The organism is Pantoea sp. alder81 (assembly GCF_020179835.1).
Taxonomy (GTDB): domain Bacteria; phylum Pseudomonadota; class Gammaproteobacteria; order Enterobacterales; family Enterobacteriaceae; genus Pantoea.
This window is the reverse complement of sequence record NZ_JAIUDA010000005.1, coordinates 96321-114055: the sequence shown is the minus strand read 5'-3', so window position 1 is coordinate 114055 and position 17735 is coordinate 96321. Positions and strand designations below refer to the sequence as shown.

At 50.4% G+C, this 17735-nt stretch carries 19 protein-coding genes; 11 read left to right on the top strand and 8 right to left on the bottom strand.

Annotated features, from left to right (window positions below; genetic code table 11):
* The first annotated feature begins 376 nt into the window (after positions 1–376).
* Entirely contained in the window at positions 377–1690 is a 1314-nt protein-coding gene (locus LBW88_RS15235) for an MFS transporter (RefSeq protein WP_224933250.1), read from the top strand.
* 246 nt (positions 1691–1936) lie between these two features.
* Positions 1937–3223: a methyl-accepting chemotaxis protein gene (locus LBW88_RS26545; RefSeq protein WP_224933251.1), complete on the top strand. Its 1287-nt coding sequence runs from the start codon at positions 1937–1939 to the stop codon at positions 3221–3223.
* Positions 3224–3327: 104 nt separating this feature from the next.
* Here LBW88_RS26545 and LBW88_RS15225 read toward each other — a convergent pair whose 3' ends face one another.
* From LBW88_RS15225 to LBW88_RS15215, 3 genes are read right to left on the bottom strand one after another with little or no spacing between them, the layout of a single operon-like run.
* Complete coding sequence (locus LBW88_RS15225; protein ID WP_224933252.1) at positions 3328–4656, bottom strand: NAD(P)/FAD-dependent oxidoreductase; 1329 nt, start codon at positions 4654–4656, stop codon at positions 3328–3330.
* A gap of 18 nt (positions 4657–4674) precedes the next feature.
* Positions 4675–5280 (bottom strand): cupin domain-containing protein, encoded by a 606-nt coding sequence (locus LBW88_RS15220; protein WP_224933253.1) that lies wholly within the window; start codon positions 5278–5280, stop codon positions 4675–4677.
* A 51-nt stretch (positions 5281–5331) separates the two neighbouring features.
* Positions 5332–6081: an ABC transporter substrate-binding protein gene (locus LBW88_RS15215; protein WP_224933254.1), complete on the bottom strand. Its 750-nt coding sequence runs from the start codon at positions 6079–6081 to the stop codon at positions 5332–5334.
* A 290-nt stretch (positions 6082–6371) separates the two neighbouring features.
* Between LBW88_RS15215 and LBW88_RS15210 the strand changes: the two genes are divergently transcribed.
* From LBW88_RS15210 to LBW88_RS15195, 4 genes are all read left to right on the top strand, one after another.
* The gene (locus tag LBW88_RS15210; protein WP_224933255.1) at positions 6372–7022 is read left to right on the top strand and encodes an amino acid ABC transporter permease; all 651 of its coding nucleotides are present in this window, start codon (positions 6372–6374) and stop codon (positions 7020–7022) included.
* A 1-nt stretch (position 7023) separates the two neighbouring features.
* Positions 7024–7791 carry an amino acid ABC transporter ATP-binding protein gene (locus LBW88_RS15205; protein ID WP_224933256.1) on the top strand — a complete coding sequence of 256 codons (768 nt, stop codon included), beginning with the start codon at positions 7024–7026 and terminating at the stop codon, positions 7789–7791.
* 176 nt (positions 7792–7967) lie between these two features.
* A complete protein-coding gene (locus tag LBW88_RS15200; protein ID WP_224933257.1) occupies positions 7968–8324 on the top strand; it encodes a cupin domain-containing protein in 357 nt (118 codons plus the stop codon).
* A gap of 430 nt (positions 8325–8754) precedes the next feature.
* Positions 8755–10164: an FAD-binding oxidoreductase gene (locus LBW88_RS15195; protein WP_320442538.1), complete on the top strand. Its 1410-nt coding sequence runs from the start codon at positions 8755–8757 to the stop codon at positions 10162–10164.
* Between the two features lie 178 nt (positions 10165–10342).
* On the opposite strand, the gene LBW88_RS15190 is transcribed toward LBW88_RS15195, so the two are convergent.
* Positions 10343–11470: an acyltransferase family protein gene (locus tag LBW88_RS15190; protein ID WP_224933259.1), complete on the bottom strand. Its 1128-nt coding sequence runs from the start codon at positions 11468–11470 to the stop codon at positions 10343–10345.
* 614 nt (positions 11471–12084) lie between these two features.
* Here LBW88_RS15190 and LBW88_RS15185 point away from each other — a divergent pair.
* Entirely contained in the window at positions 12085–12885 is an 801-nt protein-coding gene (locus tag LBW88_RS15185) for an SGNH/GDSL hydrolase family protein (protein WP_224933260.1), read from the top strand.
* 106 nt (positions 12886–12991) lie between these two features.
* Here the strand turns inward: LBW88_RS15185 and LBW88_RS15180 are convergent, their stop codons facing one another.
* Positions 12992–13459 carry an Lrp/AsnC family transcriptional regulator gene (locus tag LBW88_RS15180; RefSeq protein WP_224933261.1) on the bottom strand — a complete coding sequence of 156 codons (468 nt, stop codon included), beginning with the start codon at positions 13457–13459 and terminating at the stop codon, positions 12992–12994.
* Positions 13460–13619: 160 nt separating this feature from the next.
* Here LBW88_RS15180 and LBW88_RS15175 point away from each other — a divergent pair, with 160 nt between their 5' ends.
* A complete protein-coding gene (locus LBW88_RS15175) occupies positions 13620–14042 on the top strand; it encodes a DUF2000 domain-containing protein (RefSeq protein WP_224933262.1) in 423 nt (140 codons plus the stop codon).
* On the opposite strand, the gene LBW88_RS15170 is transcribed toward LBW88_RS15175, so the two are convergent.
* Positions 14039–14941 (bottom strand): AraC family transcriptional regulator, encoded by a 903-nt coding sequence (locus LBW88_RS15170; protein WP_224933263.1) that lies wholly within the window; start codon positions 14939–14941, stop codon positions 14039–14041. The genes LBW88_RS15175 and LBW88_RS15170 overlap by 4 nt on opposite strands.
* A gap of 99 nt (positions 14942–15040) precedes the next feature.
* Between LBW88_RS15170 and LBW88_RS15165 the strand changes: the two genes are divergently transcribed.
* From LBW88_RS15165 to LBW88_RS15155, 3 genes are all read left to right on the top strand, one after another.
* Positions 15041–15787, top strand: a complete 747-nt coding sequence (locus LBW88_RS15165; RefSeq protein ID WP_224933264.1) for an SDR family oxidoreductase — start codon at positions 15041–15043, stop codon at positions 15785–15787.
* Positions 15788–15873: 86 nt separating this feature from the next.
* The gene (locus LBW88_RS15160) at positions 15874–16338 is read left to right on the top strand and encodes a GNAT family N-acetyltransferase (protein WP_224933265.1); all 465 of its coding nucleotides are present in this window, start codon (positions 15874–15876) and stop codon (positions 16336–16338) included.
* Between the two features lie 10 nt (positions 16339–16348).
* Positions 16349–16720, top strand: a complete 372-nt coding sequence (locus LBW88_RS15155) for a RidA family protein (RefSeq protein WP_224933266.1) — start codon at positions 16349–16351, stop codon at positions 16718–16720.
* On the opposite strand, the gene LBW88_RS15150 is transcribed toward LBW88_RS15155, so the two are convergent.
* On the bottom strand, positions 16707–17135 hold the full coding sequence (locus tag LBW88_RS15150) for a nucleotide triphosphate diphosphatase NUDT15 (RefSeq protein WP_224933267.1): 429 nt from the start codon (positions 17133–17135) through the stop codon (positions 16707–16709). The two genes, LBW88_RS15155 and LBW88_RS15150, sit on opposite strands and share 14 nt — an antisense overlap.
* 45 nt (positions 17136–17180) lie before the next feature.
* Positions 17181–17687, bottom strand: a complete 507-nt coding sequence (locus tag LBW88_RS15145) for a DUF1543 domain-containing protein (protein ID WP_224933268.1) — start codon at positions 17685–17687, stop codon at positions 17181–17183.
* Positions 17688–17735 lie beyond the last annotated feature (48 nt).

Below are 17735 nucleotides of genomic sequence, written 5' to 3'. Positions count from 1 at the left end.
ACGCAAGCCAGCAAGGTCGCATTAAAGATGCAAAGAGAAGCGAAAGAGGTAACAAGGACGTTTTAGGTGTAGCCAGTCAGGGAAGGTAATACCAGTTTGCGCATAGAAGATTACGGCAGGCATTTTTAGGAATTTAACCTCGCTCACAGTATCGAGCTAAGAGTGAACATTAACCTTTCCACTCATTTTGTGATCTGCATTGTAGTACAATTAATTTTTACTGTACTACAATGATGCTGGTGTCGTTATTTGATCCTGCGCCAGTTTTTAGTCCTGCCAATAATAAAAATAATAATGACGTCTTATTTACCTGCATGCCTGGCGGGCAGTATTACTGCTGTCTGAAAAAGGCCAACCCGTTCACGAGGTCGCTATCATGAGCAACGATTTATATGCCTCCACCCTTAAACAATTAAATAGCAAAATTATTCCCTTTATTGTCATCTGCTATTTCGTTGCCAATCTCGATAAGACCAATATATCGATTGCCGCACTCCAGATGAATGCTGATCTTGGCCTCACCACCAGCATGTATGGCCTCGGCGTGGGGATGTTTTATATCTCATATATTCTGTTCGAAATTCCCAGCAATGTGATCATGACCAAGGTTGGCGCTCGACGCTGGATAGCCCGGATTATGATTACCTGGGGCATCGTCAGCACCGGTATGGCGTTTGTTCACACCGCCAATCAACTCTATGTGATGCGTTTTTTATTAGGGATGGCTGAGGCTGGTTTTGCACCAGGCATTATTTATTACATTGCCTGCTGGTTTCCTAAAAGCAATCGCGCACGGGCCATGTCGTTTTTCTACATGGGTTCGGTCAGCGCATCCATCATTGGTTTACCCGTCTCTGGTGCGATATTGAATATGCATGGCATCGCCGATATTGCTGGGTGGCGTTGGTTGTTTGCTCTTGAAGGTATTCCCGCGCTGATTCTTGGCTGTCTGGTGTTATGGCGCCTGCCCGATTCCCCGGAGCAGGCCCCATGGTTAAGCCCCCAACAAAAATCCTGGCTGCACCAGCGTCTGCAGCAAGACAACGCTGACGTGGAGATCGGTAAAAACCATTCCTGGTTGAGTGCCTTAAAAGATAAAACAGTGCTGCTGTTGAGTCTGGTGTGGTTTCTGCAGGCGTTTGGATCCATCGGCATCACACTGTTTATGCCGCTGATCATCAAAAGCATGGCTGCGGAGCAGAGCAATTTCGTGATCAGCCTGCTATCGGCGGTGCCTTTCGTCATGGCGTGCTTGTTTATGTATCTGAATGGCCGACACTCTGACCGTACACGTGAGCGCAGCTGGCATTTAGGCCTGCCGTTAATCCTCTCCGGACTGGCATTGGCGACGGCAATCTTCACCGCCAATCTCTGGGTCGCTTATCTACTTTTGGTCCTGACCGTGGGTTTCAATTTTGCGCTGACGCCGATTTTCTGGGCCGTGACCACGGAGAAACTGGCAGGCGTGGCCGCCGCTGCCTCCATCGCCTTTATCAATACGGTCGCCAACTTTGTCGGTTTAGGATTGCCGCCGTTACTGGGAAAACTCAAGGATATGACCCATAGTTATCATTCAGGTTTACTGGTGGTCGCGGTGGCACTGATTGCAGGCGGTGTGATTGGTATTATCGTCTCGCGACCGCCAAATGATCGGTTGAAAACCCTTGCTTATCCGCAGTCTGGCAAGTGAAACGCTTTTTCATGCATTTTAGTTAAATGTTCTGGAAAGCGCGCCGATAATTAAGATACTTTAATCAAAGCGGACCACAACCGGTCCGTTTATCTCAACATCAGGCAGCCATAACTCAATACCCCCAGCCTGCGTACGCGCAGAGAAACACATTCGTAAGATAAGTGTTCGGCTGTGGAAATTCAGCGGAGCGGCAAAAAGCTGCACGCATTATGTTCAATGACATAATATCGCCTGAGGTCACACATGTTTGGGGTGAAGAAATCCAGCCTTTCTCTGCCATTTTATAAAAGTGGCGATGTACTCAAAGATATCAATGCAATCAAGCAACATGTGGCATGGATTGAGTTTACGCCCAGCGGGGAAATCCTCAGTGCCAACCCACTCTTTCTCGATGTCACCGGCTACAGCCTGCATGAAATTCAGGGACAACATCACCGCATTTTCTGCAGCCCGACTTACAGCCAGTCATCAGAATACTTTGCTTTTTGGCAGACGCTGGCTTCCGGCGAATCCGTCACTGGAATCTTTGAGCGCTTTAATAAACAACGCCAACGTTTCTACCTGAGCGCAACGTACTTCCCGGTGAGCGATGATAAAGGCAAAGTCTACAAGGTCATTAAGGTCGCCAGCGATATCACCGCCCGCCATGAAGAACTGGAGCACAAAGAGGCGGTGATCACTGCGCTCGACCGCTCTATGGCGGTGATTGAATTCACCCCAGATGGTCATATTCTGACGGCCAATGCCAACTTCCTGACTCATATGGGATACGAGCTGAAAACCATTGTCGGTCAGCATCATCGCCTGTTTTGCTTCGATAACTTCTATCGTGAAAACCCGGAGTTCTGGCGCAAAATTGCTAAAGGGCAGCATTTCGTCGGTCGCTTTGAGCGTAAGACCGCAGGTGGCGAGCGCATCTGGCTCGAAGCGAGCTACAACCCGGTGTTTGATGCCGATGGCAAAGTGTACAAGGTGATTAAGATCGCTTCCGATATCACCGCCCGTGTCGAAGCAGCAAAACGTGTAGCCGATATCGCCCTCACCACTTCGGAACAAACCTCGCAAATTACCGATAACGCTAACGAAGTGCTGGATGAAACCATCCGCAACTCCGGTCTGGTGGCGGTGCAGGTCAATGCCGCCACCGATATTGGCACGCAGTTAAATGCCTCGGCGAAAAGCATCAATGAAGTGGTGGAAACCATCAACCTGATAGCTTCGCAAACCAATATTCTGGCATTAAATGCCGCGATTGAAGCCGCACGCGCCGGTGAAGCTGGGCGTGGATTTAGTGTGGTAGCGGACGAAGTGCGGCGTCTGGCGGCTTCCACCTCCAGCGCAACCAAAAAGATCACTCAGGTCGTGGAGCACAACGCCAGTTTGATTCATCAGATGGAGCAACAGTTGGGTGAAGTGAAGCAGTTTGTGGTGACCGAGCAGGAAAAAATCAGCGTGTTGTCACGCAGTCTGCGTGAGATCAACAGTGGCGTACATGAGTTTGTGAACGTGATCCATAGACTGGATGTTTAGGTGATCACCCGTTAGCAATGAGGAGGCGGCCTGCAGGCCGCCTTTCACTTTTTAAGCGAGCATGGCGTCACGGATGCCAAGATCGCTAACTATCCTTCAAGCCTTTACATCATCTGCGGTTCGCGAATCGCATTCCCTTTGGCAAAACGCGCCAGACTGTAAGGTTCAGCATCGGTGAACAGCGGTTGGTTATTCACCATCTGCGCGCAGAGTAATCCCGCACCCGGGCCGATACCGAACCCATGACCACTGAAGCCAGAGGCAATAAACAGTCCGGGTACATCTGACATCTCATCAATAACAGGCACCAGATCTGGCGTGGTATCGATCCAGCCGCCCCACGCATGATCCACTTTGATCCCTTTGAGTTCGGGGTAAAACTGAATCAGCATCTGCATCGCTTCCTGCACAATCGAAGGATCGCCGGCGGGATCCAGCACCCTAATCTTTTCGAACGGCGATAATCCCTGATTCGACCAGGAACCCGCGGCTTCCGGGCCATTGAAGAACGAACCGTTGATACGCACTTTGAGTTTTTTCGCAATTTTGCTGCGATACATCGGATAAAACTTGGTGGCATAGCGGATATTTTGCGGAGCCAGATCGATCTGGCCACGTCCGGAAAGCGCCACGGTGTAACTGCCATCCTGACGACGGCGAATGCATAAACCGCCGATGCTAATACAGCCTTTGATGACTTCCGGTGCCGCTGTGGTTTTAAACGCCGTACCCAATATATTGGCGCTCGGCAGTTCAACACCGTACTGTTTGCAGAAGCGGGAACTCCATGCACCACCACAGCAGATCACCCGATTCGCTTTCACTAAGCCACGCTCGGTCCATACGCCGGTCACACGCCCGCCACTGATATCCAATCCACGCACCGCGCAGTTCTGGTGTACCGAAGCACCCAAATTTTTTGCACCCGTAGCGATCGCCGGTGCGGCCATGGAAGGTTCAGCACGGGCATCAGTCGGTGACCAGACGCCGCCAACCCATTGGGCCTGCTCGCCAATGCGATCGCGCGTCTCTTTGCCCGTCAATAAATGGCTGACAAAACCAATTTGTTTCGCCTGCTTGCCCCAGGCTTCCCAGCGCGCCACATCCGCTTCACTCAATGTGCCGTAAGTGATTCCCTGGCGGCTGAAGCCAAGATCGAGTCCGATTTCCCCGCTCAACGCTTCCCAGCGCTGCAAACTGCGCATCGCCATCGGCAGCTCATACAGATCGCGGTTTTGCTGACGGACCCAACCCCAGTTGCGTCCCGACTGTTCGCCACCGATCACGCCTTTTTCAAACAGCGCCACGGAAACGCCCTGCTTTGCCAGTTCATAACTGATAGAAGTGCCGATAATCCCGCCGCCAATGACGATGACATCCACCGCACTGGGGAAGGTTTCACTGTCTGCTACGGTATTCACGTTGATGCGCATGATGTTCAATCCTGACCTTTATAAATGTTGCTCAGAGGAAATATGCATGATCCACAACACAGTGGCGTCACTGGACGTCGGGTTAAAAATGTTGTGCGGGAGATGGCTCTGGAATTGAAAACTGTCACCCTGCGACAAACACACAGTGTCGCCGTCTATCTCCAGCGTCAGTTCACCCGCCATGACTAAACCTGCTTTTTCCCCCTTACCCATTAACATCTCAGCGGACTGCACGCCAGCCGGGATATTGATGAACATAAACTGTAAATCGTGGTCGCCCGAGGGAGAGAGCATCTGCTTTGAAATGCCCTGCTTACCGACGTTAAAGTGCGGGCGTTCGACTGCCCGTCGGACATAATGCTCAGCACCACGAGGGGGAGTTTCGGCTTCCTCCAGAAAAGCCGAAAGGGGAACTTTTAATACCAGACGCAGCTGCTCCAGCACGCGTACCGTGGGATTCGTCAGATTACGTTCGATCTGACTGATCGCTCCTGCAGAAACATTCGCCAGCAGCGCCAGTTCAGTAATCGTCATATTCCGCGCTTTGCGCACACGTTTTACGCGAGATCCGATATCCGCTTCCAGCGCGCCTGATTCCCCTTTGATACCCGGTGCTTTTTTCATCGGCTGAATTCCGTTAGCGTCCCTGTCAGCTGAGTTTAAAGGTGTCATGAATCAGGGCATGCCCCATTTGGTTTTAATTGTCTGCAAGGTGCCGTCATCTTTCATGCTGGTTAACGCGCTGTTGATCTGCGCCATTAACGCATCGTTGCCTTTCTTCACGCCAAACGCCATTGGGGAAACAGTTTCAGGTTTATAGCCATCCACCACGTGCATGCCTTTTAAGCCACCCGCTTTTTCCTGCGCTTTTAATATCGGATAGTCGTTTAATCCCGCCGCAACACGGCCCAGCGATAAATCTCGCGTCATATCTGCCGGACTGTCATAGACCTTGACCTCTTTGGCGATACCGCTGGCCATCAGGCTTTGCGTGTAATCCGTACCGGCCATGGTTCCGACCACCTCCCCCTTAAGATCCTGCCAGGAGTTGAAGGTTTTTTTGTTGTCATCCCGCACGATTAAGCCGGCGCCAAAAGCAGTCACGGGCTGAGAGAAAGTAATACGTTTAGCGCGCTCTTCAGTGGGTGTCATTCCCGCCACAATCATGTCTATCTTGCCGGCAATAACTGATTGTATCAGCGTTGAAAAAGGGATTGCGCTGTATTGGATGTCCAAATGCTCACGTTTAGCCACTTCTGCGGCCACATCCGGCATAAAACCCTCAATCTTGCCCGTCTGCGTATTTAAGAAGGTGGTTGGGGCACTCGAAGGCGGTGAACCTGCGGTCAACACTGCGGCGCTGGCATTAAGACTTATCGCAGCCGTCAGGCTTAGGATCATTAACTGGGAACGAATGGCAGACATGACTCACTCCTGGATGCAATGAAAAGGATAACGCTCTTTTTCACTATAATGAAAATTGTCCACCTGCTGTCAATGTTTTATTTGATGAAAATGCGCTAACTCACAAATAAACAATAAAGTCTTTGATTTCACTGAATATCACACCTATAGCTTGTTCGTATGGGCGATATAAGTAAACGCTATCTCTAAATTACGGGTAATGATTGACAGAGATTTGCCAACAACGATATTCATTATAATGAAATAGTGACCTCACTTTTCCAGGTGACACAACGACGCAGGAGTACACGATGGACTGGAGCAACATCCACGTTTATCTGCCCTTTTTATTGAAAGGGGCTGAAATGACGATCTATATCACCATTTTGTCTCTGATTATCAGCACGCCATTAGGGTTAGTCTTTGCCGCAGCGAAGATGTGCCCGTGGAAAATTATTTCCTGGCCCATCGCCACCATTATTAACATTACGCGTGGCCTGCCGATGATTGTGGTGTTGTTTTATATCTACTTTGTCTTCCCGGATATTGGCATCACCCTCACCTCATTTCAGGCCAGTGTCATTGGTATAGCCTTTTGCTTTTCGACCTATATCGCTGAAATATTCCGAGCGGGCATCGAATCGGTGGATCGCGGGCAACTTGAAGCCGCGCGCTCGATGGGCATGAGTTATGGCAAAGCCATGCGCCGCGTGGTGCTGCCACAGGCGTTTCACGTTGCCTTGCCGCCGTTCAGCAATACGTTGGTGATGATGCTTAAGGACTCTGCACTTGCCTCAACCATCGCGGTCACTGAAATGACACGTCAAGGCCAACTCATTGCCGCCTCAACCTTCGATAACACCACGGTGTACACGCTGGTGGCGCTGCTGTATCTGGTACTTTGCCTGCCGCTACTGGCACTCACTAAGAAGCTGGAAAAACGTCAGATAAAAGGGGCTTGAGATGATTGAAATTCATGAAGTACACAAAAAATTCGGCCCTATTGAGGTGCTGAAGGGCGTGAGTTTCAAGGTCAGCGAAGGCGAAGTGGTTTGCCTGATTGGCCCCTCGGGTTCAGGTAAATCGACCATACTGCGCTGCATCAACGGCCTTGAAACCTATGAAGGTGGCGATATCACCGTACTGGGCCAGCGCGTTAACAACAAGCACAAGAGCATTAACGATCTGCGCCGTCAGATTGGCATGGTATTCCAGCGCTTCAACCTCTTCCCGCATCGCAGCGTGTTGGAAAACGTGATGGAAGGTCCGATTCACGTCAACGGTGAATCCCGCAACGTGGCGGAAAAGCGCGCCAAAGATTTACTGGCGATGGTGGGTCTGGCCGAGAAAATCAACGCATGGCCGAACCAGTTATCCGGCGGTCAGCAACAGCGCGTGGCGATTGCCCGCACGCTGGCTCTGCAGCCCAAAGCGATTCTGTTTGATGAGCCCACTTCTGCGCTTGACCCCGAATTAGTGGGTGAAGTGCTGCAGGTCATGCGCAATCTCGCCCGTGAAGGGATGACCATGATCGTGGTAACGCATGAAATGCAGTTCGCCCGTGAGGTGGCCGATCGTGTCTGCTTCCTGCACAGCGGACAGATTGTGGAGCAAGGTCCTGCTGATAACCTCTTACTGCGACCGCAAGAAGCGCGCACGCAAGATTTCCTGCGCCGTGTATTAGGGAATACCGTGGCGCAACCTTGTGCCTGTTGTCAGGCCGCCGGATAAGTAACGACAAAAGTTTCTGCCAAAGCCGCGCAAATAATCATGCAAATGTGTTATTTGCGCGGCAATAAGCATCCTCAGGTTTTACTGCAATCCCCTAATCTGAATTGAATTTCTTCTCCAATGCACCTTGCCGTTGTGGCGGGTGTCGTTTGTCACTTATTACAGGAATAGAACTGATGAAAGTGCAGAAAATCGAACAGGCCGCCACAATTCAAGAGATGGAACCCTGGGGCAACGTTGAGGGCTTGCCGGGTAGCGGGAGCATTGCCCTCTCCGGCATCCAAAAGGTGATTCCGGGTAAAGAAGACATCGATACCGGTATTTTCGAGTGTGCAGTAGGCTCATATCGCCGTTCGGTTAAACAAGCTGAAATCATGCACTTCCTTAATGGTAGCGGCTCGTTTACGCCAGACGGTGAAGCGACTCTCAATTTCAAGCCGGGTGATTCTTTCTTCTTCGAAGCCAACACCGAAGGCACCTGGGTGATTGAGAGCACCATGCGTAAGCTTTACGTTATTTTCGATGCCAGTTAAGTTCAGTCAGGCGCATAACGAAGTGAATTAATCTCTTATTGATACATTCTCCCCTCAACTTCCATCTTTCATAGAGCCAACTTTACCGCCTTCACAGCGGTGTTGGCTCTCTGCTTCATGCTCTATTCTGACAAAAGTTCCGTACGCCCCTCACTGCTGTGCCCTTTAAAGCTGAACAAGAAAAGTCCAATCACCCAAATCACATTTTTATCACCTACACAAAACAGGGTTGACACGGATTTTACAAATCGAAATAATCTGAATACATCATGTATACATGAAATATACCTAGAAACATTAGACACACATTTTTAAGCAATGCGTAACGTCGCTAACTGACCCGAATTCAGGCAGCGCAGGAAATTTTTAGAACATCTTATCTGCATCGAGGAGTCTTTTTTACATGGGTATTTCCAGAAGGAAATTGTTGGTGGGCACAGGAATCGGTGCCGGAGTCATTGCCGCGGGCGGTGGCGCAACGCTGTTGACAGACAATCTGCCAAACGATCCTGAATCGTTACTGCGCATTGATGCGTTGCCTTCCGATGATCCAACGCCGGGTTGGTTCCACACCAGTCAGAAGCGTATTCCTAAGCCCGCGCTGGTCGGTGATGCCAAAGCGCCATGGGTGGTGATCGGCGGCGGTTTTGCTGGTCTGGCGGCGGCGCGTCGTTTAGCGCTGAACTTCCCTAACGATCAGGTGATTCTGGTCGAGGCTCAGCAAGTTGGATTTGGTACGTCTGGACGTAATGCAGGCTTCCTGATCGACGTGCCGCACGACATCAGCGCACCGGATTATATCGGTGATAAAACTGTTGCCCGCAATATTCTCAATCTGAACCAGACCGGCCAGCGTATCCTGAAGGATCTGGTGGAAGAGCATAATATTACCGACGCGCATATGCGCCACTCCGGTAAGTATCAGGCGGCGGTTGAAGACAGCGGCATAGCGGTGCTGGATGCTTATCGTGGAGGACTTGAGGCTTTGGGTGAGAAGTGCAAAATCATCGAAGGCAGCGCGCTGAAAGATATTTTCGGCACCAGCTTCTATCGCAAAGCACTCTACACGCCGGGCACGATTCTGGTTCAGCCTTCAGGCCTGGTGAAAGGTCTGGCAGACAGCTTGCCGGAAAACGTCACGCTGTATGAAGACACCGCCATCACCGCGATTGAGTATGAACCGCAGATCGTCCTGCATCACGCCACCGGTCGCATCACTGCCGATAAGCTGATTCTGGGCAATAACGCCTTTGGTACCCATTTTGGTTTTGGTCCACGCACTATTTTCCCAATCTTCACTTACGGCAGCCTGACTCGTCCGCTGACCAAGTCCGAGCAGGACAGCATTGGGGGTGAGGATTTCTGGGGCATCATTCCAGCGGATCCGTTTGGCACCACGTCGCGTCGTACCCATGACAATCGCATCCTGATTCGTAACAGCTTCAGCTTCAACGAAGATGGACGCCACAAGCCGGGCTACACCGAGAAGTATCGCCAAACCCATCGCCAGTCCTTCGAACGTCGCTATCCAACCTTGAAAGATGTGCCTTTCGAGCACACCTGGGGCGGCGGTTTAGGTATGACGCGCAACGGTTCCAGCCTGTTCGGCGAACTGCGCAAGAATGTGTATGGCGCGCTGGGCTGTAATGGTCTCGGCACCGTACGCTGTACCGCCATGGGCACCATGCTGGCCGACTGGCTGGCCGGTAAACGCAACGATACGATTGATTACCTGCTGTCACTGCCGAAGCCAGAGTGGAATCCGCCGGATCCGTTCCTGACCATGGGCGTGAACTTCACGCTGCGCCGCGGCATGCATAACGCGGGGTTAGAGGCGTAATCGCTGATGACAGAGCGGCCAGATGGCCGCTCTCACAAATTCATAATCTATATGGATTGCCCTGAAGCAGAACCCGATTAGAGTGGAGCTAAATAATCCAGAGGCCATAGACTGAGTCGAGTGGAAATATATCCACCCGATCAGATAGATTAATGCTTACAGCGGCAATGATAAAACGTCACAGACGCGCCTCAATGGGAACAGGCATTTTCTTCGCTTTCGGTTTCAAACCGAAAAGCCATGATGCCAGTCGGGATCGCTTGATACACCAGTAGAACATTGCACTGACCACAATCCCTATTAAGCAATCCAGCAACACGTAGCTCACCGACAGATTCGCTGGCAACCAATCATCAATTAGCCATGCAGAAACCACCACCACCGGGTAGTGAAGCAAGTAGATGATCAGTGCAGAATCTACAATGGCGGTCAGTAGCCGATTCTCTTTAACCTGGATACGTTCGAAGGTAAACACCAGCCAGTAGGAGAGCATCACAGAAAGCACACTACCGACTAATACGGGCAGATATTTAAGGGCATTATCAACGTGAAAATGCGCCACCACATAGAAGCCAAACCACACCAGCGCCATTAATGCACCGATAACCCAGCCATTCATTAGCTTACTGTTCGCATACCGTGAAATCTGTTCTCTATTAACATAGAGTGCATATCCTGCCGCGTAATAGACCAGAAAACGCGCAGTGATGGGCAGCAATTCGGCAAAATCACCGTGCTCTTTCACCAAAAACTTCAACATAAAGCCAACATTACCTAATGCAATCAGCAGCGCCATCAAGACAGGCAGTGAAAGTCTGCCAAATTGTCGGGCTGACCAGTCATAAAATGCAATCGGAATCAGCAATGACATGATGGACAGCGAAATAAGAAACCACAGATGATGCATTACACCGTAGCTCTCTAAACACCCTTCCCACGTCAACATTTTATTATCAATCATTCCCCCAACCGCATACATAAGGGGGGGAATAAAGATATAGGCGGTTATCAGTGGAACCAACACACGCTTACGGCGATTGGTGATGAAAAATCGCTGGCCTTTGCGCAGTATGATCAAAGCTGAAAACATACCCGAGAGGAAGAAAAAGACTTCCATTCTGAAAGTATGAAACAGGCCAAGCAAAGCTGTAAATAACTCTGCCGGATCGCGTTGCGCAGTGTAATACCAGCTATTTTCACCCGGTAAACTTCGTGAAGCATGAAGTAAGACACCCTCTATAATCAGACCAGCACGCAGCAGATCCAGCCCAATATTACGACTGGATAAAAATGAATGGGTTTTCACATCTCATACCTTTGAAATGAGTTATTAATTTAGATTTAATAGCGGTTGAATCCTAACACCGGTTAATTCTGATTACATGCTTTGTAATAAATATTAGGATTATCGCCATTGATTTCAAAAATCAATAAAATCACGACATTAATGGACGTGCCTGATTTATAAAATAAAAAATAATGGAGATTGAATGTATTTCTCGCTTGGCTTTGGTTCACTAAAGCCTCTTAACTTTAACATTTTCAATATGTTATTCACCATCTGGTCGGAAATTAAACTTTATGATGGCTGAAGGTTACCTCATGATTGTATAATAGTAACGTTAAGTTACTGTAAGCATCTGAGTTTTGAAAATATGACACCGTGCAAGCAAATGACTCCTAACCAAGCATAACATTATGATTAATAACAATTAGTTTAAAAAGTGAGATTTATTGATTAAGAATCCGCCTAATTTCATCCCGTCAGTATTGTTTTCAGATTGTTACCTTGCATGCATGCCTGCTAAAGTGCGAAAAAAAGCGAACAAGCACGTTTTCCCGAGAATTCATTCATGCCCTGCATGGGTCGTAACGATGGGATAAAGCTCACGCACTTACCTTTACAGGCAATGGAACCGCATGCTCAAACCTTATAAGGTCGTCAGCGCAATCATATTTTACGCTTTGGCACTCTACAATGTTGCAATAGCCAACACGCTTCCTGGCGGAACGCCTTTTATTATCGAAGCCTATGGCGGCTCCAGCACCCAGGGTGCAATGGCGGTGCGTGAAAATGGCAAAGTGCATGCGATTTTCATCAAAGATAACGAGATCGGCTTGTTAAACAATATGCTGACGGCAAAGTATGGTGAAGGGATCCAAATCACTAATAAAGGCGTATCTTCATCGCAGGCAATTGAGCTGCTCAATGCGAAATATTTCTACAAAAAAAATAAAACCTGGCGTGAAGAGATGAAAGCATCCCCGGCAAAAATCATCCTGTTAAACTTCGCGACTAATGATGCACGACATTTTCATTTTAACGATATCGCTGCAGATTACCGGGTCAGCCCACAAAGATATAATGAGGTAATGACTCAACTCATTAACATCGCGCGTGAAGAAGGCAAAGAGGTTGTTTTACAGGAGCCTCATCCTATTTGTGGTCGAGCGGAGAAATGGGGTATTGCACCATATGTCGCGCAACTTGATGCCTTATCACGCAGTCAGTCGGTGCCATTAGTTCGACAATACAAAAGAATTCTGGCAATAAAAGACTGGCAATCATTGCTGTCTCCCGATTGCATTCATCCTTCCAGGCAGCTTTATCGTATGAAGGCTGAAGAAACGTTTAACGTATTGGTCAATCACTTTGACAATCAACTAGCGGGGGCAGGTCAATCTGGCAGAGAAGATGTCGAGCAAACCGTTCAGCGCTAATTTTCTGCCATGCACATCACCGCGACAATCAATAACGCCAGCCTCGGGAAAAGCGCAAGACAGGGGGTTTCGCGTTTGCTTTATTACCTATTTGCCTATCAGCCGTTCATCGCGATTGTAAAGGCAACCCCGCCATCCCTTTCACTTCCTTCAACACAAACATACTCTGCATCTCTTTGATACCCGGCAGTCGCCGAATCACCGACATGGCAAATTCCGCATAAGCATCCATATCCGCCGACACCACCTGCAGTAGGAAGTCCGCATCGCCGCCAATGCTGTAGCAAGAGACCACATTTTCCAGCGCGGTGACTTCAGCTTCAAATTTACGCGCTTCAGCTTCGCTATGGCTGTCGATGGTGACACGCACAAACACCATCACATTAAGGCCAATCTTTCTACGATTGAGCACGGCGCGATAGCCCTGAATGACCTCATCCTCTTCCAGTTTGCGCACCTTGCGCCAGGTGGGCGATGCCGACAACCCAATCGCATCAGCAAGATCCTGATTCGTCACGCGCGCATCCTGCTGCAAATGTTCCAGTATTTGGATATCTGTCTTGCTCAAACTCATTACTGGTTAATCCTTTCTATTGATAGCGTTAAACAGGAAAATTCATCCTTAATTCATGCTTTTTTTAATGAACTCCGCAAGCACTTTTCTTGCTGCCTGCCGCATAATTTTTTACCTCAGCCACCCTATCCTCATCTCTCAATCGCTTACGGAGTCTTAAATGCAATTCGATCCTCACCAACATCGCTGCACACTCATCATCGACAACCAGTTACCAACCGGACTGGCGCTAAATGCAGCCAGCGTTATTGGTATCAGCTTTGGCAAGCTGATAGATAATATCGTCGGCCCGGATTTGCAGAGTGAGGATGGATTCAACTATCCCGGTGTAATTTATGCTCCTTTGCCAGTGCTGCTGGCGGAAGGTGACTATCTACGTGAACTGCAACAGGCCGGCAACGCGGACTCTGAAATTTTCGCCATGCCGTTCAGTGCGCTGGCGCAGTCTTGCAAAACTTACGAGGAGTACGGAGAGCGTATCGCGACGGCCAGCAGTGACCATATTGAACTGGTCGCCATCGGCCTGATTGGCCCCAAAAAGAAAATTACTCGTTTGACAGGCAATCTTAAATTGTTCCGCTAACCCTCCTGCCCAGCAGCAAACCATGTGGGTGGTTGGCCCACATAACGGGTGAAGGCCACGCTAAACGCACTGGCGGAACGATAGCCGACGCGTTCAGCGACATCGGCCACCGCCATGTTTTTGCCGCGCAGCAAATTTTTGGCCAGCGCCATGCGCCAGGTGAGCAGATATTCCATCGGCGCCACGCCCACGGCTGCGCGGAAACGCACGAAGAAGGCCGAGCGGGATAAAGCGGAAGCTTTGGCTAACTGCGCCACGGTCCAGGGATGCGCAGGATTGGCGTGAATGTCACGAATGGCCGCCGCCAGGCGTTCATCGATTAATCCGCGCATCACGCCAGGACAGGCATTGCAGACTGGCATTGAACGGAGTGCTTCAATCAGCAGCAACTCCAGCAAACGTTCCAATACCACATAACGCGCAGGGCGCTGCGCACGACACTCATCCATCACCAGTTGTACCAGCGTGGTCAGCCGCGACTCACCGCGAATATGAATAAATTGGGGTAGCAGCGAGACGATCAATCCCGCATCGGGCGCACCAAACTGGCAATAGCCAATCAGCGTTTGCACTTCGGCAGGCTGCTGCTGATCGCCAATCCAGAATTCACCGGGGCTAAGCATTTCGGGTTGTGTTTCAGGCGCATCGTCATCTGGTGGCTCAGCGCTGCTCATGCAGAACTCCCATGCCGCCGGGATCAGGACAAAATCGCCCTGCTCAAGCGTGATGGGTTCATGCCCTTTCATCTTCAACTGACTGCGTCCAGCCAGTACCAGACAGTAAAACGGCTGTCCGGTTTCACTACGATTGACGCGCCAGCGGCCATTAGCGCGTGCGCGTTTGGAAAAGGCCGCCTGAGGTTGCAGCAACGCCACTATCTCAGCAAGGGGATCGATCATCATGGACTCCTGCGAATGATATATGGACTTTGCATTGTAGTGAGTCCATCTCACTGACTCTATAGTGAGCATCTACCCAATGCAATGCAGGAGAGAAAGATGAAAACGATCCTTATCACCGGCTGTTCTTCAGGATTTGGTCACGCCACCGCGTTCTATTTTCTTGAACGCGGCTGGAAGGTGATTGCTACCATGCGTCACCCTCGCCCGGAGTTGTTCCCGGCTTCGGACAATTTGCGTCTGTTGCCGCTCGACGTCTCTAATGCAGAAAGCATCAGTCAGGCAATCAATGACGCAGGCGAAATCGACGTACTGGTGAATAACGCCGGTATTGGTGTGCTGACGTCACTGGAGGGCATGCCGATGTCTACGGTACGTGAGGTGTTTGAGACTAACACGCTTGGCACCATCGCCATGACGCAGGCGGTGCTGCCTCAGTTCCGCGCCAAACGCGGCGGTACGGTGATCAACGTGACGTCTACCGTGACGCTGAAATCCCTGCCGCTGCTGGCGGTGTATACCGGCAGCAAAGCCGCCGTCAATGCGTTTACCGAATCACTGGCGCTGGAGTTGCAGCCGTTTAATGTTAATGTGCGGCTGGTTTTGCCAGGCCTGGCGCCCACCACCGATTTCGGCAAGAACGCCATGCCGCGCATGGAAGAGACCTTCCTCGAGGCTTATCAACCGATGCTGGATGGTATTATGGCAAGCATGCACCAACCGCAGCCCACCACCAAAGCCGAAGATGTCGCCGCCGCGATATGGCAAGCGGCAACAGATCCCAACGCACCGATGCGCATTCCTGCCGGGGAAGATGCGGTGGCTTTGGCCAACCAGACAACCTAAGCATAAGAACCAGGCGAATAGCCTGGTTCCTTTCGAGGTTAACGGTTATGTTGTTTAACTCCCCTGTTAGCCTTGAAGAATGATGGATGCAGATTCACTGTCTGGCCCAGATGTCACATTTCTATGATGAAATTACTGACATGCTACACCGCGAATGGTCCGAGCTGCCTAACTGGCATGACCGCGATGTGATCCGCCAGCGGCTGCAATCACGCAATGCCGCTGATGCCCAAACGATGACGCTGTTTGCCATCACTCACCAAGGCGAGTTAATGGCGACCGCCAGCATCATCCATTACGAATTGAGTGATATCCCCGAGCGTGAATTTTGGCTGGGTGAAGTGATCACCGCTCGCGAACATCGCGGTAAAGGGTTGGCCAGTGCATTAGTGACCCGCCTGATTGCCGAAGCGCGAGCAAAATCGATCCCCGAACTTTGGCTGTATACGCCTGATCAACAGGGTTTGTATCGCCGCTTTGGCTGGCAGGATGTGGAACAGCGAAACATCGCCGATGAGGACGTCACGGTGATGGTGTTGAAACTGGATTAAGGAGCAATCGATGTTAATACGCAAAAATTACCCGGAACTGGGCGAAGTGAAAGCGCCATATGTGCACGCAGTGAAGCATGGCGATACTTTATATGTTTCAGGCTTAACAGCCTTTGCCACACCCGCGCAGCAAGGCGATATTGCCTCACAAGCTGAGGCAATCTTTCAGCAGCTGCACCTGATTGCGGCATCCGAAAATACCTCGCTGAGCAATCTGATTAAGGTGACCATTTTCATCACCTCCTTTGCACAGATTAATGATCTGCGAGCCGTACTCTTCACGCACTATGGCGATCATCTACCCGCCAGTTCGCTGGTGCAAATTAGCCAACTGTTCTCACCGGATTTAAAAATCGAGATTGAGGCGATTATCGCGCTGTAACCTGTGCGAGCTGTTGCAGTGCCGCGAGGCCATCACGAGCAATCCATGTGCGCAGCGGCGCGAACAGCGGCTGTGGCAAAGCTTCTGGTGCAAACCACTGCCAGCCTTCGCACTTCTCTGGCTCCATCAACTGCGGTTCACCCTGAGGTTGATGAGCCACCAGCAGCAAGGTGATGTAGTGCTTATTGGCCTCGGGGAAAACATCACTGGTGAATGCGCCGTTTTGCAATTCGGCCAGAGTTAATCCTGTTTCTTCGAGCACTTCACGTCGTGCACAGTCATCCGGCGATTCGCCAAATTCCAGATGTCCGCCAGGTGCTGACCAATCCCCTGCACCGTGGCTGCCTTTACGGCGGCCCAGCAGCAGTTTTCCTTCACGGAAAATCAAAACGCCGACTCCGACCTGTGGTGACATAAAAACCCCTGTGTTTTACGGGCACCTACGCTGGCGCCCAGACTTTTACTCGACTCCAATCGGCTGATAACCCTGCCATTCTGGACGGAAGGGCTCGCCATCGCTGTCCGGTGTTAAATGAATATAGAGGTCACCGATCTTTTCCAGCAGCAGGCAATCATCCACATCTTTCAGATTATCTTTGTGCTGATGGTCAGTTCCAGGCAACAGGTTAGCGAGTCCTTTGGCTTTCGCTTCCTTGACGTCTTCGGCAACGAAAAGATCAAAAGCATGCAACTCAGCTAAAGTGGAAGGATGGTACGCACCGGCATTCACAAAGAATAGTTTTTCACTGCCTGTTGTAGGCTTATCAGACAGAGAAACGCGATAGCCATCAGCCCAGGTCACGCGCGCATAGCCATCGACATGGATTTTATCCGCATCACCAAACCAGGCTTCACGCAGTGCAGGCCAGGCATCTTCGGGCTTTTCTGCAGCAACGAATTGAATATCATGCACTTCGATGTTGGATTTTCCGGCATTACCGCCTACGTAAAAGATAAATAGGTTCACGTGGTCATTTCCTTTTGATGGACAGAAAAGAGTCAGGCTGGCGTTATA